The organism is Thiomonas islandica (assembly GCF_055383445.1).
In genome coordinates this window covers 1,959,262-1,982,348 of the sequence record NZ_AP042391.1, presented here as the reverse complement: position 1 = coordinate 1,982,348, position 23,087 = coordinate 1,959,262, and the positions used below count along the sequence as shown (strand labels likewise).

Annotated in this window: 20 protein-coding genes and 1 other RNA gene; 11 read left to right on the top strand and 10 right to left on the bottom strand. The window is 64.5% G+C overall.

The window, feature by feature from the left end:
* Window positions 1-66: 66 nt before the first annotated feature.
* From glmM to ACZ47F_RS09765, 4 genes are all read right to left on the bottom strand, one after another.
* Window positions 67-1,386, bottom strand: a complete 1,320-nt coding sequence (glmM, locus tag ACZ47F_RS09780) for a phosphoglucosamine mutase (RefSeq protein WP_464924531.1) — start codon at window positions 1,384-1,386, stop codon at window positions 67-69.
* Between the two features lie 19 nt (window positions 1,387-1,405).
* Window positions 1,406-2,239, bottom strand: a complete 834-nt coding sequence (folP, locus tag ACZ47F_RS09775; RefSeq protein ID WP_464924530.1) for a dihydropteroate synthase — start codon at window positions 2,237-2,239, stop codon at window positions 1,406-1,408.
* Window positions 2,240-2,295: 56 nt separating this feature from the next.
* A complete protein-coding gene (gene ftsH / locus ACZ47F_RS09770; RefSeq protein WP_464924529.1) occupies window positions 2,296-4,203 on the bottom strand; it encodes an ATP-dependent zinc metalloprotease FtsH in 1,908 nt (635 codons plus the stop codon).
* 180 nt (window positions 4,204-4,383) lie between these two features.
* Window positions 4,384-5,034, bottom strand: a complete 651-nt coding sequence (locus ACZ47F_RS09765; protein ID WP_464924528.1) for an RlmE family RNA methyltransferase — start codon at window positions 5,032-5,034, stop codon at window positions 4,384-4,386.
* Between the two features lie 76 nt (window positions 5,035-5,110).
* Between ACZ47F_RS09765 and ACZ47F_RS09760 the strand changes: the two genes are divergently transcribed.
* Window positions 5,111-5,602 (top strand): YhbY family RNA-binding protein, encoded by a 492-nt coding sequence (locus ACZ47F_RS09760; protein ID WP_464924527.1) that lies wholly within the window; start codon window positions 5,111-5,113, stop codon window positions 5,600-5,602.
* Window positions 5,603-5,611: 9 nt separating this feature from the next.
* On the opposite strand, the gene ACZ47F_RS09755 is transcribed toward ACZ47F_RS09760, so the two are convergent.
* From ACZ47F_RS09755 to carA, 5 genes are all read right to left on the bottom strand, one after another.
* The gene (locus tag ACZ47F_RS09755) at window positions 5,612-6,034 is read right to left on the bottom strand and encodes a DUF4149 domain-containing protein (protein ID WP_464924526.1); all 423 of its coding nucleotides are present in this window, start codon (window positions 6,032-6,034) and stop codon (window positions 5,612-5,614) included.
* Window positions 6,031-6,504, bottom strand: coding sequence for a transcription elongation factor GreA (gene greA, locus ACZ47F_RS09750; protein WP_464924525.1), 474 nt, complete (start codon window positions 6,502-6,504; stop codon window positions 6,031-6,033). Before greA ends, ACZ47F_RS09755 begins: the two co-directional genes overlap by 4 nt.
* A 78-nt stretch (window positions 6,505-6,582) precedes the next feature.
* Window positions 6,583-9,807, bottom strand: a complete 3,225-nt coding sequence (carB, locus tag ACZ47F_RS09745; RefSeq protein ID WP_464924524.1) for a carbamoyl-phosphate synthase large subunit — start codon at window positions 9,805-9,807, stop codon at window positions 6,583-6,585.
* 36 nt (window positions 9,808-9,843) lie between these two features.
* Window positions 9,844-10,527, bottom strand: coding sequence for a leucine efflux protein LeuE (gene leuE / locus ACZ47F_RS09740; RefSeq protein WP_464924523.1), 684 nt, complete (start codon window positions 10,525-10,527; stop codon window positions 9,844-9,846).
* Between the two features lie 15 nt (window positions 10,528-10,542).
* Window positions 10,543-11,694: a glutamine-hydrolyzing carbamoyl-phosphate synthase small subunit gene (gene carA / locus ACZ47F_RS09735; protein WP_464924522.1), complete on the bottom strand. Its 1,152-nt coding sequence runs from the start codon at window positions 11,692-11,694 to the stop codon at window positions 10,543-10,545.
* A 595-nt stretch (window positions 11,695-12,289) separates the two neighbouring features.
* Here carA and ACZ47F_RS09730 point away from each other — a divergent pair.
* Window positions 12,290-12,712, top strand: coding sequence for an energy transducer TonB (locus tag ACZ47F_RS09730; protein ID WP_464924521.1), 423 nt, complete (start codon window positions 12,290-12,292; stop codon window positions 12,710-12,712).
* Between the two features lie 9 nt (window positions 12,713-12,721).
* Here ACZ47F_RS09730 and ACZ47F_RS09725 read toward each other — a convergent pair whose 3' ends face one another.
* The gene (locus tag ACZ47F_RS09725) at window positions 12,722-14,353 is read right to left on the bottom strand and encodes an isovaleryl-CoA dehydrogenase (protein WP_464924520.1); all 1,632 of its coding nucleotides are present in this window, start codon (window positions 14,351-14,353) and stop codon (window positions 12,722-12,724) included.
* Between the two features lie 136 nt (window positions 14,354-14,489).
* Between ACZ47F_RS09725 and ACZ47F_RS09720 the strand changes: the two genes are divergently transcribed.
* The 9 genes from ACZ47F_RS09720 to rho all read left to right on the top strand — a co-directional run bounded on the left by ACZ47F_RS09720 (window position 14,490) and on the right by rho (window position 23,078).
* Window positions 14,490-16,295 (top strand): glycosyltransferase family 39 protein, encoded by a 1,806-nt coding sequence (locus tag ACZ47F_RS09720; protein WP_464926617.1) that lies wholly within the window; start codon window positions 14,490-14,492, stop codon window positions 16,293-16,295.
* On the top strand, window positions 16,292-16,663 hold the full coding sequence (locus ACZ47F_RS09715; protein WP_464924519.1) for an SMR family transporter: 372 nt from the start codon (window positions 16,292-16,294) through the stop codon (window positions 16,661-16,663). The genes ACZ47F_RS09720 and ACZ47F_RS09715 overlap by 4 nt, the downstream gene beginning before the upstream one ends.
* A gap of 10 nt (window positions 16,664-16,673) precedes the next feature.
* Complete coding sequence (locus ACZ47F_RS09710; protein ID WP_464924518.1) at window positions 16,674-17,810, top strand: DegT/DnrJ/EryC1/StrS family aminotransferase; 1,137 nt, start codon at window positions 16,674-16,676, stop codon at window positions 17,808-17,810.
* Complete coding sequence (locus ACZ47F_RS09705) at window positions 17,807-18,829, top strand: glycosyltransferase (RefSeq protein WP_464924517.1); 1,023 nt, start codon at window positions 17,807-17,809, stop codon at window positions 18,827-18,829. Before ACZ47F_RS09710 ends, ACZ47F_RS09705 begins: the two co-directional genes overlap by 4 nt.
* Window positions 18,826-19,755, top strand: coding sequence for a formyltransferase (locus ACZ47F_RS09700; RefSeq protein ID WP_464924516.1), 930 nt, complete (start codon window positions 18,826-18,828; stop codon window positions 19,753-19,755). Before ACZ47F_RS09705 ends, ACZ47F_RS09700 begins: the two co-directional genes overlap by 4 nt.
* On the top strand, window positions 19,752-20,807 hold the full coding sequence (locus ACZ47F_RS09695) for a bifunctional UDP-4-keto-pentose/UDP-xylose synthase (protein ID WP_464924515.1): 1,056 nt from the start codon (window positions 19,752-19,754) through the stop codon (window positions 20,805-20,807). Before ACZ47F_RS09700 ends, ACZ47F_RS09695 begins: the two co-directional genes overlap by 4 nt.
* Window positions 20,808-21,025: 218 nt before the next feature.
* Window positions 21,026-21,124, top strand: an RNA gene (gene ffs / locus ACZ47F_RS09690) — signal recognition particle sRNA small type.
* 155 nt (window positions 21,125-21,279) lie between these two features.
* Complete coding sequence (gene trxA / locus ACZ47F_RS09685) at window positions 21,280-21,609, top strand: thioredoxin TrxA (RefSeq protein WP_464924514.1); 330 nt, start codon at window positions 21,280-21,282, stop codon at window positions 21,607-21,609.
* Window positions 21,610-21,815: 206 nt separating this feature from the next.
* Window positions 21,816-23,078: a transcription termination factor Rho gene (gene rho / locus ACZ47F_RS09680; protein ID WP_464924513.1), complete on the top strand. Its 1,263-nt coding sequence runs from the start codon at window positions 21,816-21,818 to the stop codon at window positions 23,076-23,078.
* Window positions 23,079-23,087 lie beyond the last annotated feature (9 nt).

The following is a 23,087-nucleotide window of genomic DNA, read 5'->3' as shown; positions in this document are numbered from 1 at the left end:
GCGCGATATCTTGTTACGTCTCTGACATCTTGTCTTTGAGGCATCTGGCTCTTGCGTGCAGGTCAATCACTCCAGCAGCGCCGCTTTCAGCGATGCGGCGACCTTTTCGCCCTGCGCCTGCTCCGGGTGCTCGACCATGATGCGCAGCACCGGCTCGGTGCCGGATGGGCGGATGAGTACGCGTCCGCTGCCGTTGATCTGCCCTTCCGCCGCCGCGCGCGCCTTGGCGAAGCCCGCATGGCTCTTCCAGTCCAACCCGGGCGGGAGCTTGACGTTGACCAAGGTCTGCGAGTAAAGCTGCACCGCCTGCAGCTGCTCGCCCAAGCTGCGGCCGGTACGCACCACCAGTTCAAGCACCTGCAGCGCAGCGACGATGCCGTCCCCGGTGGTGTGACGGTCGAGCAGCAGAAGGTGCCCTGAGCCCTCACCGCCGAGCTGCCAGCCGCGGGCCAAGAGTTCTTCGAGCACGTAGCGATCACCCACAGCGGCACGAACGAACTCCATGCCCTGCGCGCGCAGCGCCTGCTCCACGGCCAGATTGGTCATCAGCGTGCCCACCACACCGGCCGGCCGGCGGTCCATCGCGAGCAGGTAGAGCAGTTCATCGCCGTTGAACAAGCGCCCGCTGCGGTCGACGAGTTGCAGCCGGTCGGCATCGCCGTCGAGTGCAATGCCGTAATCGGCGTGATTGGCGCGCACCGCACGGATCAGTGCATCGGGTGCGGTCGCCCCGACCTCCTTGTTGATGTTGAACCCGTCGGGCTGGACACCAATGGCAATCACCTCGGCGCCCAGTTCGTGAAACACCGCCGGTGCAATGTGATATGCGGCCCCGTGCGCGCAGTCGACCACCAGCCGCAGGCCCTTGAGGGTGAGATGGTTGGGGAAGGTGCTTTTGCAGAATTCGATATACCGCCCAGCGGCATCGTCAAGCCGCCGGGCCTTGCCGAGCCGCTCGGACGGCACACAGCCCTCAGCCTGCGGCAGCACGGCTTCGACCTCGAGCTCCCAGGCATCGGGCAGCTTGCTGCCGCCCGCGGAAAAGAACTTGATGCCGTTGTCGGCAAACGGGTTGTGAGAGGCGCTGATGACCACGCCCAGGTCCAGCCGCAAAGCGCGCGTGAGGTAAGCCACCCCGGGCGTGGGTAGGGGGCCCACCAGCACCACGTCGCAACCGGCGGCGGCGAAGCCACACTCCAGCGCCGCCTCGAGCATGTAACCGCTGATGCGGGTGTCCTTGCCGATCAGCACCGAGGGACGTTGTACCCCCTGCACCCGCAACACCTTGCCCACGGCATGTCCCAAACGCAGGCAGAACTCAGGCACGATTGGGCTCTTGCCGACCAGACCGCGCACCCCGTCGGTGCCGAAATACGTTCTGCTCATTCCTTTCTCCAATGGGGATTCAATCCGCGCGCAGGGCGCGCCACACCTTGATCGCATCCACGGTCGGGCCGACATCATGCACCCGCACGACCTGCGCCCCTGCCGCGAGACAGGCCAGCGCAGCCGCAAGGCTAGCAGGAAGTCGCTCGTCCACGGCCCGCCCGGTCAGCGCGCCGAGCATGGACTTGCGCGAGACGCCCACCAGCACGGTGTAGCCTTCGGCGACGATGTCCCCCAGCGCGCGCGCCAGCGCCAGATTGTGCTCGAGCGTCTTGCCAAAGCCAAACCCCGGATCAAGGGCGATACGCGCAGCATCGACCCCGCGTGCCATGGCCGCCTGAGCACGCGCGATCAAAAATCCGCGCACCTCTCGCCCCACATCGACATAGTGCGGCGCCTGCTGCATGGTGCCGGGCTCGCCCTGCATGTGCATCAGGCAGATGCCTGCCGACGTGGACGCCACCGCGTCGAGCGCGCCGGGCTTGCCCAGGGCATGGATGTCGTTGATGATGTCAACGCCCAGGTCGAGCGCGCAGCGCATGGTCTGCGGTTGATAGGTATCGACCGAGATCGGCACGTCCCATCGCACCACCTCACGCAGCACCTCGCCAATGCGCGCCCACTCCTCCTCGGGCAGCAGCCGCGGCGAACCCGGCCGCGTTGATTCCCCGCCGACGTCCAGAATGTCCGCGCCCTGCTCGAGTAGCGACTGCGCGTGCGCGATCGCAGCGCGCGCCTGGACATGTCTCCCGCCGTCGGAGAACGAATCGGGGGTGACGTTGACGATCCCCATAACCAGCGGTCGATCCAACTGCAGGCGGAAGCGCCCTGTCAGCCATTGCTGCGCCTTCATGCTCGATCCAAAAAAATGGCCCGGTCGAAGACCGGGCCGGGCAGAGGAGATGACCTTCAGGCTGCGGTGGCCGACGGTGCATCGGTCGTGGTCCCAGCCGACGGTGCCAGCGGCGGCTTGGGTGCCGAAGTCGGCCCGCTGCTGGGTGGCAGCTTGGGCGGGCGCGGCTCACGCCCGGCCATGATGTCGGCCAGTTGGTCGGCATCGATGGTTTCCCACTCCAGCAGGGCTGCCGCCATGGCGTGGATCTTGTCCTTGTTTTCCTCGATCAGACGGCGAGCCAGGGCGTACTGCTCGTCGATGATGCGCCGGATTTCCGCATCAACCTTTTGCATGGTCTGCTCTGACACATGCGTAGTCTTGGTGATCGAGCGACCGAGGAACACTTCGCCCTCGTTCTCGGCATACACCATCGGCCCGAGAGACTCGGACATGCCGTAGCGTGTGACCATGTCGCGGGCGAGCTGGGTGGCACGCTCGAAGTCGTTCGATGCCCCGGTGGTCATCTGGTTCATGAACACCTCTTCAGCGATCCGCCCACCGAACAGCACCGAGATCATGTTGAGCATGCGGTCCTTGTCCATGCTGTAGCGATCGTTTTCGGGCAACTGCATGGTCACGCCGAGGGCGCGGCCGCGCGGGATAATGGTGACCTTGTGCACCGGATCGGTCTTGGGCAGCAGCATTGCCACCAGCGCATGCCCGGACTCGTGGTAGGCAGTGTTGCGGCGCTCTTCTTCAGGCATGACCATGTTCTTGCGCTCGGCGCCCATCATAATCTTGTCCTTGGCACGCTCGAAGTCTTCCATCTCGACCACCCGCGCGTTTCGACGCGCCGCAAACAGCGCTGCCTCGTTGACCAGATTGGCCAGATCGGCGCCGGAAAAGCCCGGCGTGCCGCGCGCCAGAATGTCTGCACGGATGTCGGAGCCTACCGGAATCTTGCGCATGTGCACCTGCAGAATCTGCTCGCGGCCGCGGATGTCGGGCAGGGTGACGTACACCTGCCGGTCGAAACGGCCCGGGCGCAGCAGCGCAGGGTCGAGGATGTCCGGCCGGTTGGTCGCGGCGATGACGATCACGCCGAGATTGGTGTCAAAACCGTCCATCTCGACCAGCATCTGGTTGAGTGTCTGCTCGCGCTCGTCGTTGCCACCACCGAGGCCCGCACCACGGTGTCTGCCGACGGCGTCGATTTCATCGATGAAGATGATGCATGGTGCATGCTTCTTGGCGTTTTCGAACATGTCGCGCACACGCGACGCCCCCACGCCGACGAACATTTCGACAAAATCCGAGCCAGAGATGGTGAAGAACGGCACCTTGGCCTCGCCGGCAATACTCTTGGCCAGCAGGGTCTTGCCGGTGCCTGGGGGGCCGACCAGCAGAACACCGCGCGGAATGCGTCCGCCGAGTTTCTGGAATTTCTGCGGGTCTTTGAGGAAGTCGACCAATTCCTTGACATCTTCCTTGGCCTCATCGCAGCCGGCCACATCAGCGAAGGTCACGGTGTTGCTGGATTCGTCGAGCAGGCGAGCGCGCGACTTACCAAAGCTGAACGCCCCGCCCCGGCCGCCGCCTTGCATCTGACGCATGAAATACACCCACACGCCGATCAGCAGCAGCATCGGGAACCAGGAGATGAAGATCTGCGTCAGAAAGGACTGTTCCTGCCGCGGGGCACCAATGACCTCCACCCCGTCCTTGACCAGATCGCCGACCATCCAGAGGTCGCCGGGAGAGGTCAGGGTGAACTGACGACCTTCGTTCGTGGTCACGTCGAGAATGCCGCTCTGGTGCACGATGACCTTCTTGATGCGTCCGGCCTTGGCATCCTGCATGAACTGGGTGTAACTCACCGCATCCGAAGACTGCTGAGGACGGTCGAACTGCTTGAACACCGTGAACAGCACAAGGCCGATCACCAGCCAGATTGCCACCTTGGAAAACCATTGATTGTTCAAAACCGACCTCCGGAAACAGTACCAGTCCAGTTGCAGGACATGCAGGCCATTTTAGGCATTTCAAGAGCACAGGCACACACGAACCGCAAAACCGATCCGTCAAAATGGGCTATTGATTCTGGCGATCCGATCGAATTTGACAAAACACAAGTCCAGACGGCTCCGATCGCGCCCGCACGCCTATTGCGGCGCCCTCTTGAGATGACGCGCGAGCAGGAAGGTTTCGGCCGACTTGTCGCGTGAGGCCTGCGGCTTGATCGCCCTGACCTGCTGGAAGGTCTGCTTGAACGCCTGCACGATCTGGCTGTAGTAGCTGCCGTGAAAGGTCTTGATGAGGATTGCCCCCTGGGGCTGCAACCAACGTCGGGCAAAGTCCAGCGCCAGTTCGCTCAGGTGCTCGATACGCGCAGCATCCGCCGAGGGAATGCCGGTCAGGTTCGGCGCCATGTCCGACAGCACGACATCGACCTTGCGACCGGCGAGCCGCTCTTCCAGCGCATGCACGACTGCGTCTTCGCGAAAGTCGCCCTGCAGAAAATACACATCTGGCACTGGCTCCATCGGCAGCAGATCGAGCGCGAAAATCACGCCGTGCAACACGCCACCACGCATCAGCCGGTTGCGCGCATACTGCGACCATGAGCCGGGCGTGCTGCCCAGATCGACCACGATCTGCCCGGGGCGCAGCAGGCCCTCGGCCTCGTCGATCTCCTTGAGTTTATAGGCCGCGCGGGCGCGGTAGCCCTCCCGCTGTGCCAGCTTCACGTACGGATCGTTGAGGTGATCGTGCAGCCAGGCTTTGCTGAATTTGTTTTTTTTCGCGCTCGACATGGGTTCTTCAGGGACAATACCGCACTTTGGATTCGAAACGGCCCAGCGCGCCCCAACCGGCCCGCACTTATCTGCCATGACCACATTGGAACTCACACCGCAATTGCGCAGCGCCCTGCGTGCGCAGGCCCATCCGCTCAAGCCGGTGGTGCTCATCGGCGAGCAAGGGCTGAACCCGGCGAACCTGGCCGAGATCGATCTGGCGCTCAAGGCGCACGAACTGATCAAGGTGCGCGTGTTCGGCGACGACGCGAGCACCCGCGCGAGCATTCTGCACACCATCTGCGACACGCTGGGTGCCGCGCCGGTGCAATCCATCGGCAAATTGCTGGTGATCTACCGCCCGCGGCCGAAAACGCCACAGCCACCCGTCGCGGCGGACACCCCGCCGGCCAGACGCGGGCGGGCACCGCGCACCGTCAAGCTGGTGGTGCCCTCCAGCAGTCCGACGCATCGCGCCAAGGTCAAACGCATCACACTGCTGGGCAACCAGCGCCTGACTGCAGCCGGCAAGATCAAGCGTGCCAAGCCGCGGCAGAGCAGCGTGAAAAAATCCTCGCGCGGCTGAGATCGTCCGTCAATCGGGGCGGCGTGCCGGCAGCCGCCAGACGTACGCTGCCACGCACAGGGCCTGCATCGCAAACACCGCACTGGCAATGCCATGCCACATCCCGGCCTGTGGCGAGTGGGTGGACGCGGCCTGCAGCAGTCGCGGCACGACGCCGAACTCGCCCAACACGGCGAAAAACACCCCGCCCAGCGGCAGCAGCAGATCGGCGGACATCGTAGCCCCGCCGGCCCAGCGCTCGAGCACGGCGATCACCATGCCGCAGGCCACTGCGACGATGGCCATGAGATAGAACATGCGGCTGGCCACCGCGGCAGCCAGCATTTTCTCGGACACGGTGGCGAATGCGGTGGGCGCGCCGATCAGCCCGACCGCAGCCATGCCGCCCAGCCAGAGCGCGGCCAGAAACCAGCGGGCGCGCAGACTGCTCATCGGTAGTGCACCGCGAGGATTTCGTAGTGCCGCACGCCGCCGGGTGCCGCGACCTGCGCCACGTCGCCGGCCTCCTTACCGATCAAGGCGCGGGCGATCGGTGAATTGATCGAGATACGGCCCTGCTTGAGGTCGGCCTCGTCGTCGCCGACGATCTGGTAGGTGATTTCCTCGCCACTGGATTCATCGCTGAGTTCCACCGTGGCACCGAACACCACCCGGCCATCGGCCTGCAATTCTGCCGGGTCGATGATTTGCGCGGTGCCCAACTTGGCCTCGATGTCGGCGATGCGCCCTTCGATGAAACCCTGGCGGTCGCGGGCCGCGTCGTATTCGGCGTTTTCCGATAGATCGCCTTGCGCGCGTGCCTCGGCGATAGCCTGGATCACGGCCGGTCGTTCGATGGTCTTGAGCCGGTGCAGCTCTTGCTTGAGTTGTTCTGCGCCTTTGCGCGTCATGGGGGTCGCCATGGTCGGGCCTCCGTCAAACCGTGAAAAAAACGAGCACCGCAGCCACTGGCGCGCTGCGGTGCTCGGTTGAGTGGGATTTTATGTCGTCGCGAACGATTGCAGGGGATAGACCGTGATTTTCTGCAGCTCTTTCATGCCTTCGACCGCGGCGAGCGCGCCGGAGATGGTGGTATAGGTGGTCACGCGTGCGGCCAATGCCGAGATGCGGATCGCGCGGGAGTCGGCAATTGCGTTGCGACGCTCTTCCACCGTGTTGATGACCAGCACGATCTCGTCGTTCTTGATCATGTCCACCACATTGGGGCGTCCCTCGGTGACCTTGTTGATCACCTGCACCTCCACCCCGGCGGCAGCGATCGCGGCGGCCGTGCCACGGGTGGCCACCACACCGAAACCCATGGCCACCAGTTGCCGGGCGATCTCCACTGCATCGGGCTTGTCGCTTTGCTTGACCGAAAGGAATACCTTGCCTCCGGCCTTGGGGTCTGGCAGGCGGGTGCCAGCAGCGAGCTGCGACTTGACGAATGCCTCGCCGAAGGTGCGGCCCACCCCCATGACTTCTCCGGTGGACTTCATCTCGGGCCCAAGGATGGGATCGACCCCGGGGAATTTATTGAACGGGAATACCGCTTCCTTGACGCAGTAATACGCAGGCGTGACTTCGCGATCGATGCCCTGTTGCGTCAGGCTCTGCCCCACCATGCAGCGCGCAGCGATTTTGGCCAGCTGCAGACCCGTCGCCTTGGACACATACGGCACGGTGCGCGAGGCACGCGGGTTGACTTCGAGCAGGAAGATGCGGTCTTCGCCGTCTTGCTGCTGGATCGCGAACTGCACATTCATCAGCCCGACCACGTTCAGACCCCGCGCGAGCTTGACCGTCTGCTCCTTGATGCGCGCCACGGTGGCCGCGCAGAGCGAATACGGCGGCAGCGAGCAGGCCGAGTCGCCACTGTGCACCCCCGCCTGTTCGATGTGCTCCATCACCCCGCCGATGAAGACCTGCGAGCCGTCGCAGATCGCGTCCACGTCGCATTCGATCGCGTCGTTGAGAAAGCGGTCGAGCAGCACGGGCGAGTCGTTGCTCACCTTGACCGCCTCGCGCATGTAGCGCTCGAGGTCGCGCTGCTCATGCACGATCTCCATCGCCCGCCCGCCCAGCACATAGCTCGGGCGTACCACCAGCGGGTATCCGATTTCCTCGGCCCGGCTCAGCGCCTCGGCCTCGGAGCGCGCGGTGCGGTTGGGCGGCTGCAGCAGGCCGAGGTCCTCGACCAGATGCTGGAAGCGTTCGCGATCTTCGGCCATGTCGATCATGTCCGGACTGGTGCCGATGATGGGCACGCCATTGGCCTCCAGATCGAGCGCCAGCTTGAGCGGCGTCTGTCCGCCATATTGCACGATCACTCCGTCCGGCCGCTCTTTGTCGACGATTTCCAGCACGTCTTCCAGTGTCAACGGCTCGAAATAGAGGCGGTCGGAGGTGTCGTAATCGGTGGAGACGGTCTCCGGGTTGCAGTTGACCATGATGGTCTCATACCCGTCTTCGCGTAGGGCGACTGCGGCATGCACGCAGCAATAGTCGAACTCGATGCCCTGGCCGATGCGGTTGGGCCCGCCGCCTAGCACCATGATCTTGCGGCGCGAAGTCGGCGCGGCTTCGCATTCTTCGTCATAGGTGGAGTAGAGATAGGCGGTTTCGGTACCGAACTCGGCTGCGCAGGTGTCCACTCGCTTGAACACCGGTCGCACCTGCAGCGCCCGGCGGCGGTTGCGCACTTCGGTCTCGGTGGTGCGCAAAAGCTTGGCCAGACGCCGGTCGGAAAAGCCCTTTTGCTTGAGGGCGTAAAGCATGTCGCGGTCGAGCGAGTCCAGGGTGTGATGGCGTTCCAGATCGAGCTCTGTCTGCACGATGTCCTGGATCTGTGCCAGAAACCACGGATCGATGCGGGTAAGCTGGTGCACCTCCTGCAGGCTCATGCCCTGCGCGAACGCGTCACCCACGTACCAGATGCGCTCGGGGCCGGGCTCGCCCAGTTCCTTTTCCAGCACTTCGCGGTCCTGGGTCTTTTCGTTCATGCCATCCACGCCGACCTCCAGCCCGCGCAGCGCCTTCTGGAAACTCTCCTGGAAGGTGCGGCCGATGGCCATGACCTCGCCAACCGATTTCATCTGCGTGGTCAGGCGCGAGTCCGCCTGCGGGAACTTCTCGAAGGCAAAGCGCGGCACCTTGGTGACCACATAGTCGATGGTCGGCTCGAACGACGCCGGCGTGGCGCCGCCGGTGATGTCATTGCGCAGCTCATCGAGGGTGTAGCCCACGGCCAGCTTGGCCGCAATCTTGGCGATCGGAAAGCCGGTGGCCTTGGAAGCCAGCGCCGAGGAGCGGCTCACCCGCGGGTTCATCTCGATGACGATCAGCCGCCCGTCCCGGGGATTGACCGCAAACTGCACGTTCGAGCCGCCAGTGTCCACCCCGATCTCGCGCAGCACCGCGATGCTGGCGTTGCGCATGATCTGGTATTCCTTGTCGGTCAGCGTCTGCGCCGGGGCGACTGTGATCGAGTCGCCGGTGTGCACGCCCATCGGGTCGAGGTTCTCGATCGAGCAGACGATGATGCAGTTGTCGGCGCTGTCGCGCACCACCTCCATCTCGAATTCTTTCCAGCCAATCAACGATTCCTCGATCAGCAGTTCGCTGGTGGGCGACGCTTCCAGGCCACGCTTACAGATGACCTCGAATTCTTCCGGGTTGTAGGCAATGCCGCCGCCAGTGCCGCCCAGGGTGAAGCTCGGCCGGATGATGACCGGAAAGCCGATGGTCTTTTGCACCGCCCAGGCTTCTTCCAGCGAATGCGCAATGCCCGAGCGCGCCGAACCCAAGCCGATGCGGGTCATGGCCTGCTTGAATTTCTGTCGGTCTTCGGCCATGTCGATGGCTTCGGGTTTGGCGCCGATCAGCTCCACGCCATACCTTTCGAGCACGCCGTTGCGGTGCAGGTCGAGCGCGCAATTCAGCGCGGTCTGCCCGCCCATGGTCGGCAGGATGGCGTCGGGCCGCTCCTTTTCGATGATGGTCTCGACCACCTGCCAGGTAATGGGTTCGATATAGGTCACGTCCGCCGTTTCCGGATCGGTCATGATGGTGGCCGGATTGCTGTTGACCAGGATGACCTTGTAGCCCTCCTCGCGCAGCGCCTTGCAGGCCTGCGCGCCGGAATAGTCGAACTCGCAGGCCTGGCCGATGACGATGGGGCCAGCGCCGATGATCAGAATGCTTTTTATATCGCTGCGCTTGGGCATGGGCGAGTCTCTTGTTGCGGATGGATGGGTGAAAGCTCAGTGTGTTTGCACGGTCGCCGCCAGCGCCAGCTTGATGCCAAAGCCGAAAAACCCGGCGCCGGTCGCGCCCATCGTCAGCACCGACAGACGGCGACGGCGGCGAAACGCGTCGGCCACCCGCGATCCGCCAAAGATCAGCACTGACAGATAGATCAGGCTGACGGTCTGGACGATGCCCCCCAGAATGGTGAACGACAGCGCCGGATGCGGGTAGTGCGGATCGACGAACTGGATGAAGAACGACACGAAAAACAGGATGGCTTTGGGGTTGAGCAGACTGATGAACAGCGCCTTGCGAAACGGGTCTTCATGGCGGCGGCCCGGCGGTTCGGGGTGTGGATGCGGATGCGGTGTGTGCGCGTGCAGGCCGGTGTCGGGCGTGCGCCAGCGTCTGACCGCAGCGCGCAGCATGTTGATGCCCAGCCAGCCCAGATACAGCGCCCCGACGGCCTGCACCAGGTGGTAGAGGGTCAAGTTGGTTTCCAGCAGCGACGCGGCACCCGCTGCTGCCAGCACCATCAGCACCGTGTCACCGAGAAACACACCCAGCGCCCCGCGATAGCCCGCCCGCACTCCGCGCTGCGCGGCCACGCTGAGCACGTAGAGCGAATTCGGCCCGGGCAGCAGGACGATGAAAATCACCCCAATCAGATAAGTCCACGGATGGATGACGCCGAACATCTGCCGTACCCTGCGTCAGACCCGGTCCATCATGGCGACGAAGCGGTCGAACAGATAGCCGATGTCGTGCGGCCCGGGGCTGGCCTCCGGGTGGCCCTGGAAACAGAACGCGGGCCTGTCCTTCCAGGCCATCCCCTGCAGGGTGCCGTCGAACAGCGAGACATGGGTGATGCGCACCGTGTCGGGCAGGCTGGCCGCATCCACCGCAAAACCGTGGTTCTGGCTGGTGATCGAGACACGCCCGGTGTCCAAATCCTTGACCGGATGGTTGGCACCGTGGTGGCCGAATTTCATCTTGAAGCTCTTGCCGCCGGCTGCCAGCCCCATGATCTGGTGCCCCAGGCAGATGCCGAAGGTCGGCATGCCGCTGGCGATGATCTGCTGGGTCGCGGCAATCGCGTAATCGCACGGCTGCGGGTCGCCCGGGCCGTTGGACAGGAACACCCCGTCGGGACGCATGGCCAGCACCTCGGATGCGGGTGTTTGCGCCGGCACCACGGTGACACGGCAACCCCGCGCGGCCAGCATGCGCAAGATATTGTACTTCACGCCAAAGTCATACGCCACCACATGGCGACTCGGCGTGGTCATCTCGCCATAGCCCTGCTCCAGCGACCAGGCGGTCTGCGTCCAGGCATAGGGCGCCTTGGTCGACACCACCTGCGCTAGATCCATGCCGGCCAGTCCGGCAAAGCCGCGTGCGGCCTGCAGCGCGGTCTGCAGCACGCCGTCGTCGATGACCTGCCCGGCGTCCAGTGCGATGATGCAACCGCTCTGAGCGCCCTGGGTACGCAGCAGCCGGGTCAGGCGCCTGGTATCGATCCCGGTGATCGCCACTGTGCCATAAGCGCGCAGGGCGGCATCCAGCGACTGCTCGCTGCGGTGATTCGACACCAGCGGGGGCAAATCCTTGATGACCAGACCGGCTGCATGCACCGCGGCGGCCTCGACATCCTGCGCATTGACCCCCACATTGCCGATGTGCGGGTAGGTCAGGGTGACGATCTGACGACAGTAACTCGGATCAGTGAGGATTTCCTGGTAACCGGTCATCGCGGTGTTAAACACCACCTCGCCGACCGTTTGCCCTGTTGCGCCAATGGACCGTCCGCGAAAAATCGAACCGTCGGCGAGAACCAGGACGGCTTGGGGCAACTTGGGCAACATGAATCTTCTCCGGTGAGCGCCCGGATGTTGGAATGATGTGCCAGACGATCTGGCCTGTGCGGGGCGCGGTTCGCGGCAAGGACCGTGGGCCGGCTTGCGCGTTCTTCGCGGCCCCGTGCATGCGCCGCATGCATGACAGCAGCATCGCAGCGATTCGGGCGCGCAAAATCTGCAAGATTATATTCACGCGGCCTGCCCGAAGTTCGCTGCGGAACTCTGTTCGATGCACACCATTCCTCCATCACCCCGCCCCCTGCCCGCGCTTGCGATCGCCGCCTTCGTGCTGGTTGCGCACGCGCTGCTGCTGGGCTGGCTGATGCGTTCTCCCAGCAGCCTGGTCAGCAGACCAGAGCAGCGCCTGACGTGGGTTTCACTCCATCCAGCCCAAACCTCACCAACGCCGCCCAGGCCATCGGCACCGCCACAGCCTGCGGCGGCCGCCGCAGCAACGCATCAACCGGCGCAGCCCTCGCGCCGCAGACCCACTATCACCAAGCCGGCACCTCGAGCGCCCGCGCCGTGGCCGGAGCCGCCCAGACCGCAGCCGGCAATCCCCGCCGCTCCTGCCGCGCCGCGTCCAGCTGCATCACCGGAGATGGCAGCGCCGTCCGCGCAGCCCGAACCGTCTGCGCCAAAGGTCACCGCGCAACCGGCCGCTCACGGACCCGCTGCGGAACCGCGCACTGCGCCGGCAGCATCGGCGTCTGCACCGCCCGCAGCCGCGCCGGCGGTGGAAACCGCAGCGTCGTACAAGGCCGATTATCTGGACAACCCGCCGCCGCCCTATCCCCGGTTGTCGCGACAACTGGGGGAAGAGGGCACGGTGCTGCTCAAGGTGCAGGTCGGCGCGGATGGTCGTGCGCTGCAGGTCAGGCTGCTGTCGTCCAGCGGCTTCGCCCGGCTGGACGAAGCCGCCGAAACCACGGTGGCCCAATGGCGTTTCGTTGCCGCCACGCGCAACGGCCAGGCCATCACTTCCTGGGTGCTGGTGCCGATCAAGTTCAAAATCCTGAACTGACCAGATCGCTCAGGCCATCTGCAACGCCCTGTGGAGCAGCAGGTCGAAGTCGGTGGACGGCGGCAAGGTGCCGAATCCGCCGCCCCATTGTCCGCTCAGACGTGTGCCGCAGAACGCCTGCGCGATGGGTTCGGGCGCGTGCTGCAGCAGCAGCGCAGCCTGGACCGCCAGCACCAGGTCGTGGGTCAGGGCGCGGGCGCGGCTTTGCCTGTCGTCGGGGCTGCTCAGGGCGCTGGACAGGCGCTGCACATGCGCGTCGAAATGGGCGTTGCGGCCCTGCGCCGGGGCGAGTTCGGCCATCAGCGCGTGCGCGGTGCGCGGGTTCTTGTCCAGGGCGCGCAGCACGTCCAGGCACATGACATTGCCCGAGCCCTCCCAAATGGAATTGACCGGCATTTCGCGATAGATGCGCGCAAGCACATCGTCCTCCACATAGCCGTTGCCACCCAGCACTTCCATCGCTTCGGCGGCGAGCTCGGCGCCGCGCTTGCAGATGCGAAACTTGCCCGCCGGAGTCAGCAGGCGGCGCAGCAGCAGTTGCGCCTCGTCGTGCTGCGCGTCGAACGCCTGTGCCAGCCGCATCGCCAGCGCAATGGCTGCTTCGACCTCCAGCGCCATGTCGGCCAGCACATTGCGCATCAGCGGCTGATCGATCAGCGCGGCGCCGAACGCCCGGCGATGCCGCGCATGATGGACCGCCTGACTCAACGCCTGACGCATCAACCCCGTGGTGCCGAGCACGCAGTCCAGCCGGGTGTAGGTGCCCATTTCCAGGATGGTCGGGATGCCGCGCCCCTCTTCTCCGAGCAGGTGGCCCCAGGCACCATGGAATTCCACCTCGGCCGAGGCATTGGAACGGTTGCCCAGCTTGTCCTTGATGCGCTGGATCAGCACCGGGTTCTTGCTGCCGTCGGGTGCCCAGCGGGGAAGGAAAAAACAGCTCAGCCCCCCCGGCGCCTGCGCCAGCACGAGGTGGGCATCGCACTGCGGTGCGGAAAAGAACCATTTGTGGCCGGTCAGCCGCCAGCCGTGCGCACCGTCTGGGACGGCCTGGGTGGTGTTGCTGCGCAGATCCGAGCCGCCCTGCTTTTCGGTCATGCCCATGCCGATCAACCCGCCGCGCTTGCGCGCAAAGGGTTGGTCACTCGGGTCATAGTCGCGCCGCAGTAGGGTGGGCAACCAGTCGCGTGAGAGCATCGGATCGCGCGACAGCGCGGGGATGGCGCCGTAGGTCATGGTCGTCGGGCACATCGATCCGGCCTCGATCTGGGTCTGCAGAATGAAGCCCGCCGCCCGCGCCACATGCGCGCCGGGCCGGGGCTGCGCCCACGGGCCGGTGTGCAGGCCGCGTCGGGCGATGTCGGCCATCAGCGTATGCCAGGCAGGGTGAAACGCGATCTGGTCGCGGCGAAAGCCGCGTGCGTCAAAGGCCCGTAGTTCGGGGCCAAAGCGGTTGGCCAGCCGCCCCTGCTCGAAACTGGCCGCAGTGCCGAGTTCCTGCCCGTGCCGCATCAACTCGGCCTGCGCCCAGGCCGCGCCGCCGCGCGCCAGCGCCTCCTGCAATGCGGGATCGGCGGCGAACAGGTTGTAGTCCTGCAACGGCGGCGACTGATTGGTGACGGTGTGGGTTGGCCAGGTCATGTCGGTCTCCTCGATCTGTCGTCGTGCAACCATTGCAGCACCAACGCTCAGTTGCTTGCAAGACTTGGCCCGCTACCATGCCGGGTTGTGCTGCGGCGCCCGCTCGGCCTGCGCTGACCCGTCCTTTTCCATGTCCATGTCGCATTCCTCGCAAGACGTTTCCGCTTCCGACGCCGGCCCTGGCCGCGGCCTGCTCTGGGCGTTGTTTGCCGCGCTGGTCGTGCTGTGGTTGGGCACGTTGGGCTGGCGCGATCTAGTACCCACCGATGAGGGCCGTTACGCCGAAATTCCGCGCGAAATGGTAGCCAGCGGTGACTGGGTGACTCCGCGGCTCGACGGCTTCAAATACTTCGAGAAGCCGCCGCTGCAATACTGGACCACGGCGCTCGCCTACGAGATGTTCGGCCAGGGCGAGTGGCAGGCGCGGCTGTGGACCGGGCTGACTGGGCTGCTGTCCATTCTGTTCACCGGCTGGACCGGGGCGAGGCTGTTCAACCGCCGCACCGGTGTGTTCGCCGCCGCCGCACTGGCCAGCATGTTCTACTGGAACGCGATGAGCCACATCAACACGCTGGACATGGGCACTGCGGCCACCATGTCCGCGAGTCTGATGGCCTTCCTGCTGGCGCAGCGCCCAGACGCGAGCCGCGCGCAGACCCGATGGTGGATGTGGGCCTGCTGGGCGTTCATGGCGCTGGCCATGCTGTCCAAGGGGTTGATCGGCATTTTGCTTCCCGGCGCGGTGCTCGTGCTCTATACCCTGATTTACCGCGACTGGACACTGTGGAAGCGGCTTCATCTCGTCAGCGGTTTGCTCATCTTTCTGGCCATTGCCGCGCCGTGGTTCGTCTGGGTGCAGCTGCGCAACCCGGAGTTCTTCGACTACTTTTTCATCTACCAGCAGTTCACCCGCTTTCTCACCAATGAGCTCAAGCGACCGGGACCGTGGTGGTATTTCTTCCCCATCCTGATCCTGGGAGTGCTGCCGTGGCTGGGTAGCCTGGTGCCAGCCTTGTGGCAGGGCGCGCGGCAACCTGCACTGCGCGCCACACGGTTCGGCGCCGCGCAGGGGCGTTCGCTGCATGCGCAGGGCCTGTTGCTGATCTGGGTGGTGTTCATTTTTGTGTTTTTCAGTATTTCCAAATCCAAGTTACCGTCTTACATCCTCCCCATCTTCCCGGCAATTGCACTGCTGATCGGCGACTATCTCGACCGGGCACAGCGCGGCGCGCTGCGCTGGCAGTTTGTGCTGCTGGCGCTGCTGGGGCTGGCCGCGGGAATCGGCTTCACCCAGTTGCACCGGCTGGGCAATGCCATCACCCCCGGCGCGCTGTACCAGCAGTTCGGCTGGTGGCTGGAAATCACTGCGGTGCTCGCCCTCGCCAGTGGCGGGCTGGCCTGGCGCTGGGAAATGCAGGGGCGGCGCACGGCGGCGGTGCTCCTCGTGAGTCTGGCGATGACCCTGGGGTTCTCGCTGGGCATCCAGCAGTTCCAGATTTTGGGCCGCACGGCCTCGACCAAGGACGTGGTGAACGCCATCCGTCCCTGGATTCACCCGGGCCAGCCGTTTTACGCCGTGGGCACTTACGACCAAACCCTGCCGTTCTACCTCGACCGCACCGTGACCCTGGTGGAGTATCAAGGCGAGCTGCACTTCGGCATCGCGCAGCAGCCCGGGCTGTGGGTGCCGACCTATGCCGACTTCGCCAGACGCTGGGAGGCGGACAAGCTGCCGCTGGCGCTGCTGCCGCCGTCCGTCCTGCCCGCGCTACAAGCCCTGCACCTGCCGATGACCGTGATTTACCGCACCACGCGCTTTGTCGTCATTGCCAAGCCGGGGCAAGACTACGGCGCAGCTGCGCGGGCTGCTGCCGCGCGCTTGCCTGCGCAGTGGAACGCAGGCGCTTCGCTCACCCCGCCCGCGCAGGCAGGTGCACGATGAGCGCGGTCGCCTTCGCGCTGGTGCTGACCGGTGTGCTGCTCAACGCCGCGGCACAACTGCTCATCAAGTCTGGCGCCGAAACCGTGGGGCGTTTCAGCTTCACCCCGGGAAATATCTGGCATGCCGGACTGCATTTCGCACTGCAATGGCAGATCCTGCTCGGACTGTGCTGCTACGCGGTATCGGTGGTGGTGTGGATTCTGGCGCTCACCCGCGTCCAGGTTTCCATCGCTTATCCCATGCTGTCGCTGGGCTATGTAGTCACTGCGTTTGCCGCGTGGTGGCTGTTCGGCGAGGCGCTGACGGTGCAAAAACTGGTCGGCATTGCCGTCATCATCGCAGGCGTGATCATCGTCGCCCGCGCCTGAACATCCCCGCATGACCTCTCAAGACATCCTCCCCTTCACCCGCCCCGATATCGACGACGACACCATCGCCGGGGTCGTCGAAGTACTGCGCTCGGGCTGGATCACCACCGGGCCGTGGTGCGCCCGGTTCGAGCAGGCGCTGTCCCAGTATTTCGGCGGCCGCACCGTGCTGGCCTTTGCCTCGGGCACGGCGACCATGGAGGTGGCGCTCAAGCTGCTGGGCATTGGCCCGGGAGACGAGGTTATCACCACCCCGCTGTCCTGGGTGGCGACCAGCAATGTGATCCTCAGCGTGGGCGCGACCCCGGTGTTCGTCGATATCGACCCGGCCACGCGCAACATCGATTGCGGCCGCATCGAGGCGGCGATCACCCCGCGCACCCGCGCCATCCTGCCGGTGCATCTGGCCGGTCTGCCGGCCGATCTGGATTGCATCTATGCCACCGCAGCCCGCTACGGCTTGCGGGTGATCGAAGACGCGGCGCAGGCCATCGGCAGCAGCTGGCGCGGCCAGCGTATCGGCAGCTTTGGCGATTTTGCCTCGTTTAGCTTCCATCCCAACAAGAACATCACCTCGATCGAAGGCGGCTGCCTGGTGCTGCCGCCGGATGCCGACGCGGATCTGGCGCGGCGCCTGCGGCTGCAGGGCGTGCAGCGCAGCGGGCTCGACGGCATGGACGTGGACGTGGTCGGCGGCAAATCCAACCTCACCGATGTCGCCGCCCGCGTGGGCTGGGGCCAGCTGCAGCGCCTGGAAGAATTCAATACCCGCCGCCGCGCGCTGGCGCAGCAGTATTTCGACGCGTTCGACGGCATCGCGCTGGAGGCGCGCGGCGTGCAGATGCCGCCGCGCGACTTTACCCAGAGCAACTGGCACATGTTCCAGATCGTGCCACCGTCGCAGGTGCCGCGCGCCACGCTGATGCAGGCGCTGAAAGACCGCGGCATCACCACCGGCGTGCACTATCCGCCCATCCATCTGTTCAGCCTATACCGGGCGCGCGGCTTTGCGCCCGGTGACTTTCCTCATGCCGAGGCCGTGGGCGCGTCCATCCTCACCCTGCCACTGTTTCCAGCGATGCGCAGCAGCGACGTCTCCCGGGTGGCCGCCACGCTCGACGCCGTGCTGCGACAATTCGGTCTATGACTTTGCATCCCCACCCTGCGGTGTCGGTGGTCGTTCCGGTCTACAATGAAGAGGCCGGTCTGCCCGCCCTGTTCTCTCGCCTTTACCCCGCGCTCGATGCGCTGGGCGAACCCTACGAAATCCTGTTCGTCAACGACGGCAGTCGCGACCGGTCTGCCGCGTTGCTGGCCGCGCAGCAGCGCCTACGCCCGGATGTGACCCGTGTGGTGCTGTTCAACGGCAACTACGGCCAGCACATGGCCATCCTTGCGGGGTTCGAGCACACCCGCGCGCCCATCGTCGTCACCCTGGATGCCGACCTGCAAAATCCGCCCGAAGAAATCGTCAATCTTGTAGCCAAGATGCGCGAAGGCTATGACTATGTGGGCACCATCCGCCGCATGCGGCAGGACAGCTGGTTCCGTCGCTACGCCAGCCGGGCGATGAACTGGGTGCGCGAAAAAATCACCAGCGTGCGCATGACCGACCAGGGGTGCATGCTGCGCGCCTATGGCCGCCATGTGGTCGACACCGTCAACCGCTGCACCGAAGCCAATACCTTCGTGCCGGCGCTGGCCTACACCTTTGCGCTCAACCCCACCGAAATCGAGGTAGCGCACGAAGAGCGGCAGGCCGGCGAATCAAAATACTCGCTGTTCAAGCTCATCCGGCTGAATTTCGATCTGGTCACCGGCTTTTCGCTGGTGCCGCTGCAGCTGATGTCGTATTCGGGCATCCTGCTGTCGCTCGCCTCGGGCGCGCTGTTTCTGTACCTGATGGTGCAGCGCTTCGTCGAGGGTGCGCAGGTGCAGGGCGTGTTCACCCTGTTCGCCATCACCTTCTTCCTGCTCGGCGTGGTGCTGTTCAGCATCGGTCTGCTGGGCGAGTACATCGGCCGCATCTATGAGCAGGTGCGCGGTCGTCCACGCTATCTGGTGCAGGCCGTGCTGCAGGATTTGCCCCCAGAGCCGGACAAGTTCATGCCACACACTGCGCCAGCCTCTGCCAGCATGACACATTCGCAGGCGGCTGTCACGTGAAAGCGGTCGTCTTTGCCTATCACAATGTCGGCGTGCGCTGCCTCAAAACCTTGCTGGCACGCGGAATGTCGGTCGACCTGGTCGTCACCCACCCCGACAACCCCGCCGAAACCCTGTGGTTCGACCGTGTCGCAGATGTGGCCGCCGAAGCCGGCATCGCGGTGGCATCGGTGGACGAAGCACTCGATGATGCGCTAATCGACCGTGTGGCCGCGCTGGCGCCCGACTACATCTTTTCCTTCTACTTTCGCCGCATGCTGCCCGCGCCGTTGCTGGCTACCGCGCGCATCGCCGCGTTGAACATGCACGGCTCGCTGTTGCCCAAATACCGTGGCCGGGTGCCGGTGAACTGGGCGGTGCTGCACGGCGAGACCGAAACCGGCGCCACGCTGCATGTCATGCAGACTAAGCCGGACGCCGGCGACATCGTCGCGCAGCAGGCGGTGCCCATCCTGCCCGACGACACCGCCAAGGATGTGTTCGACAAGGTCACGGTGGCGGCGGAGATCGCGCTGTGGAATGTGCTGCCGCAGCTGCTGCGCGGTGAGGTACCGCGCCGCCGCAACGACCTGGCCGCTGGAAGCTACTTCGGGGGCCGCAAGCCGGAAGATGGCCGCATCGACTGGGCGCAGCCGGTGCAGGCGGTCTACAACCTCATCCGCGCGGTCGCCCCGCCCTACCCCGGGGCGTTTTTCCAGCTGCACGGCCGGCGCTTCATCGTCGCCCGGGCCAGGCTGGCCTCTCCTGCGCGCGCAGCACTTCTGCCCGCTACCGCCGCACCCGGCGTGCACCCGGTGGGAGACCATCTCCTGGCACGCGCAGGCGACGGCGGCGTGATCGAACTGCTGGAGCTATGGGCCGCAGACCACCCGGGCCTGCCGCTGAGCGCAGAACAATTCTCAACTCTCGCAGGATCGCAACCATGAAAAAAATCCTCATCCTCGGCGTCAACGGCTTCATCGGCCACCACCTGTCCAAACGCATCCTGTCAACCACCGACTGGCAGGTCTACGGCATGGACATGAACACCGACCGCATCGACGAACTGCTGCCCAATCCGCGCTTCAGATTCTTCGAGGGCGACATCACCATCAACAAGGAGTGGATCGAATACCACGTCCGCAAGTGCGACGTAATCCTGCCGCTGGTGGCCATCGCCACACCCGCCACCTATGTAAAAGCGCCGCTGCGCGTGTTCGAGCTCGATTTCGAAGCCAACCTGCCCATCGTCCGCGCCGCGGTCAAGCACCGCAAGCACCTGGTGTTCCCCTCCACCTCCGAGGTCTACGGCATGAGCAGCGACGCCGAATTCGATCCGGAGCACTCCCCGCTGACCTACGGGCCGATCAACAAGCCGCGCTGGATCTATGCCTGTTCCAAACAGCTCATGGACCGGGTCATTGCCGCCTACGGCCAGCAGGAAGGGCTGAACTACACCTTGTTTCGGCCGTTCAACTGGATCGGTGCCGGCCTTGATACCATCTTCTCGGCCAAGGAAGGCAGCTCGCGCGTGGTCACGCAGTTTCTCGGTCACATCGTGCGCGGCGAGGCCATCAGCCTGGTCGACGGCGGTCACCAAAAGCGTGCGTTCACCGACATCGACGACGGCATCGACGCGCTGATGAAAATCATCGAAAACAAGGACGGCGTGGCCAGCGGCAACATCTACAACATCGGCAACCCGGCCAACAACCACTCGATCCGCGAACTGGCCGAGCGCATGCTTCGTATCGCCGCATCGATCCCCGAATATGCCGAGTTTGCCCGTCAGGTGCGGCTGGTCGAGACCAGCTCCGGTGCTTATTACGGCAAGGGCTACCAGGACGTGCAGAACCGCGTACCTAAGATCACCAACACCATGCGCGACCTGAACTGGGCACCCAAGGCCGACATGGATACCGCGCTGCGCAAGATTTTCGACGCCTACCGCGGCCAAATCGCGCAGGCCCGCGCGCTGATGGACGAGGCCGATAACTGAAACCGCCCCGCCCCCCATAGCCCGCAAGCCGCAAACCGAAACCGCTTAGGGCAACACTGAGTCAGTCCTTGTGATGCTGCGCGCCGGGCTGCGGGATTGGATGCAAGGCGCACACCGCAGCCATCGCTATGGCGAGCAGGTGCAACGCAGCAGACCGCCCGTAGGCCGGATGCCCGGTGCGCAAGGGGCTTGTTCAGCATTGCCTTAGAATGTGTCATGACGGGCCGCCCCGCATCGCGGCGCGGTGAACCTGGTCAGGTCGGGAACGAAGCAGCCACAGCCGTTTACCGAGAGTGCCGGGGGAACGGCTCGTCACCTCCTCTCACTTTGGCCGAGACCGACGCGCCATGCTGGCCGCAACGGCACCGCCCAGGCGCTGTCCAGGCCAGGATCGCGAAGCGACCGTCTGGACAACGCGCCGACCCGACATTTTGTGTCAAAATCCCCATCAACTCTTTCCATCGAGGTGACCATGGCTAGCGAACTGATCAAACACACCAACGACGCGAACTTCGAGCAGGATGTGCTCAAGTCCCAAGTGCCCGTGCTGGTGGACTTCTGGGCGGAGTGGTGTGGTCCGTGCCGGATGATCGCCCCGGCCCTGGACGAGCTGGCCAGCGAATATCAAGGCAAGCTCGCGATCATGAAGGTCAATGTCGACGAGAACCGCACCATTCCCGCCAAGTTTGGCATCCGTGGCATCCCCACCCTGCTGCTGTTCAAGAATGGCGAGCTGGCCGCCAACAAGGTCGGCGCCGCATCCAAGTCACAACTGGCTGCCTTCGTCGACGCCCATTTATAATTCTTCTTGCTGTTGCGCGGTCGATACCACCGCGCAACGCCTGCGGCGGCTGTCGACCTTCTGCTGCTGCCTGCCGTGAACCCAAGCACGGCTCAAAACCCTCCCCTCGTCCCACTCGTTTGACGCTGCCCGCGTGAACCGCCTACCGGTTCATGTACCGCCCAGGCGGCCGCAGCCCTGATCCAAGCCCCCGCGAGCTTTTCACCATGCATCTGTCCGAACTCAAAGCGACGCACGTCTCCAAACTGCTCGAAATGGCGCAGTCCCTGGAGATCGAGAACGCCAGCCGCTTGCGCAAGCAGGAGCTGATGTTCGCCATTCTCAAGCGCGTGGCGCGCAACGGCGAGCAGGTGTTCGGCGACGGCTGCCTGGAAGTGCTGCCCGACGGCTTCGGCTTTCTGCGCGCGCCCGAGTCGAGCTACATGGCCTCGCCCGACGACATCTACATCTCGCCCAGCCAGATCCGCCGTTTCAACCTGCACACCGGCGACTCGATCGAGGGCGAAGTGCGTGTGCCCAAGGACGGCGAGCGTTACTTCGCGCTGGTCAAGGTGGACCGGGTCAACGGCGTGACCCCGGAGGAGAACAAGAACAAGATCATGTTCGAGAACCTGACGCCGCTGTTCCCCACGGAACACATGCGTCTGGAACGCGACATCAAGGGCGAGGAAAACATCATCGGCCGGGTGATCGACATCATCGCGCCCATCGGCAAGGGCCAGCGCGGGCTGCTGGTCGCACCGCCCAAGAGCGGCAAGACCGTGATGCTGCAGGCGCTGGCGCATGCCATCACCGCCAATCACCCCGAAGTGGTGCTCATCGTGCTCTTGATCGACGAACGGCCCGAGGAAGTCACCGAAATGCAGCGCTCGGTGCGCGGCGAGGTGGTGAGCTCCACCTTCGACGAACCGGCGGTGCGCCATGTGCAGGTGGCGGAGATGGTGATCGAAAAGGCCAAGCGCCTGGTCGAGCTGAAAAAAGACGTGGTCATCCTGCTCGACTCGATCACCCGCCTGGCGCGCGCGTACAACACCGTCGTGCCCACCTCGGGCAAGATCCTCACCGGCGGTGTCGATGCCAACGCGTTGCAGCGTCCCAAGCGTTTCTTTGGTGCCGCGCGCAATATCGAGGAGGGCGGCTCGCTCACCATCATCGGCACGGCGCTAGTCGACACCGGCAGCCGCATGGACGAGGTGATCTATGAAGAATTCAAAGGCACCGGCAATATGGAAATCCATCTCGACCGGCGCCTGTCCGAAAAGCGCGTCTATCCCGCCATTCTGATCAACCGCTCGGGAACCCGGCGCGAAGAACTGCTGCTCAAGCCTGAGGTTCTGCAAAAAGCGTGGATTCTGCGCAAACTGCTCTATCCCATGGACGAAATCCAGGCGATGGAATTCCTGCTCGACAAGATGAAGCAGACCAAGAACAACGCCGAATTCTTCGACCTGATGCGTCGCGGCGGCTGAGGGTTGCCG

Coding starts and splice junctions, on each gene's coding strand:
- ACZ47F_RS09760 (WP_464924527.1), top strand. CDS start 5,111: ATGACCACATTGGAACTCACACCGCAATTGCGCAGCGCCCTGCGTGCG.
- ACZ47F_RS09705 (WP_464924517.1), top strand. CDS start 17,807: ATGACTTTGCATCCCCACCCTGCGGTGTCGGTGGTCGTTCCGGTCTAC.
- ACZ47F_RS09765 (WP_464924528.1), bottom strand. CDS start 5,034: ATGTCGAGCGCGAAAAAAAACAAATTCAGCAAAGCCTGGCTGCACGAT.
- ACZ47F_RS09695 (WP_464924515.1), top strand. CDS start 19,752: ATGAAAAAAATCCTCATCCTCGGCGTCAACGGCTTCATCGGCCACCAC.
- ACZ47F_RS09755 (WP_464924526.1), bottom strand. CDS start 6,034: ATGAGCAGTCTGCGCGCCCGCTGGTTTCTGGCCGCGCTCTGGCTGGGC.
- folP (WP_464924530.1), bottom strand. CDS start 2,239: ATGAAGGCGCAGCAATGGCTGACAGGGCGCTTCCGCCTGCAGTTGGAT.
- trxA (WP_464924514.1), top strand. CDS start 21,280: ATGGCTAGCGAACTGATCAAACACACCAACGACGCGAACTTCGAGCAG.
- carA (WP_464924522.1), bottom strand. CDS start 11,694: ATGTTGCCCAAGTTGCCCCAAGCCGTCCTGGTTCTCGCCGACGGTTCG.
- ACZ47F_RS09730 (WP_464924521.1), top strand. CDS start 12,290: ATGGCAGCGCCGTCCGCGCAGCCCGAACCGTCTGCGCCAAAGGTCACC.
- rho (WP_464924513.1), top strand. CDS start 21,816: ATGCATCTGTCCGAACTCAAAGCGACGCACGTCTCCAAACTGCTCGAA.
- ACZ47F_RS09710 (WP_464924518.1), top strand. CDS start 16,674: ATGACCTCTCAAGACATCCTCCCCTTCACCCGCCCCGATATCGACGAC.
- leuE (WP_464924523.1), bottom strand. CDS start 10,527: ATGTTCGGCGTCATCCATCCGTGGACTTATCTGATTGGGGTGATTTTC.
- carB (WP_464924524.1), bottom strand. CDS start 9,807: ATGCCCAAGCGCAGCGATATAAAAAGCATTCTGATCATCGGCGCTGGC.
- greA (WP_464924525.1), bottom strand. CDS start 6,504: ATGGCGACCCCCATGACGCGCAAAGGCGCAGAACAACTCAAGCAAGAG.
- glmM (WP_464924531.1), bottom strand. CDS start 1,386: ATGAGCAGAACGTATTTCGGCACCGACGGGGTGCGCGGTCTGGTCGGC.
- ACZ47F_RS09720 (WP_464926617.1), top strand. CDS start 14,490: ATGTCGCATTCCTCGCAAGACGTTTCCGCTTCCGACGCCGGCCCTGGC.
- ACZ47F_RS09725 (WP_464924520.1), bottom strand. CDS start 14,353: ATGACCTGGCCAACCCACACCGTCACCAATCAGTCGCCGCCGTTGCAG.
- ACZ47F_RS09715 (WP_464924519.1), top strand. CDS start 16,292: ATGAGCGCGGTCGCCTTCGCGCTGGTGCTGACCGGTGTGCTGCTCAAC.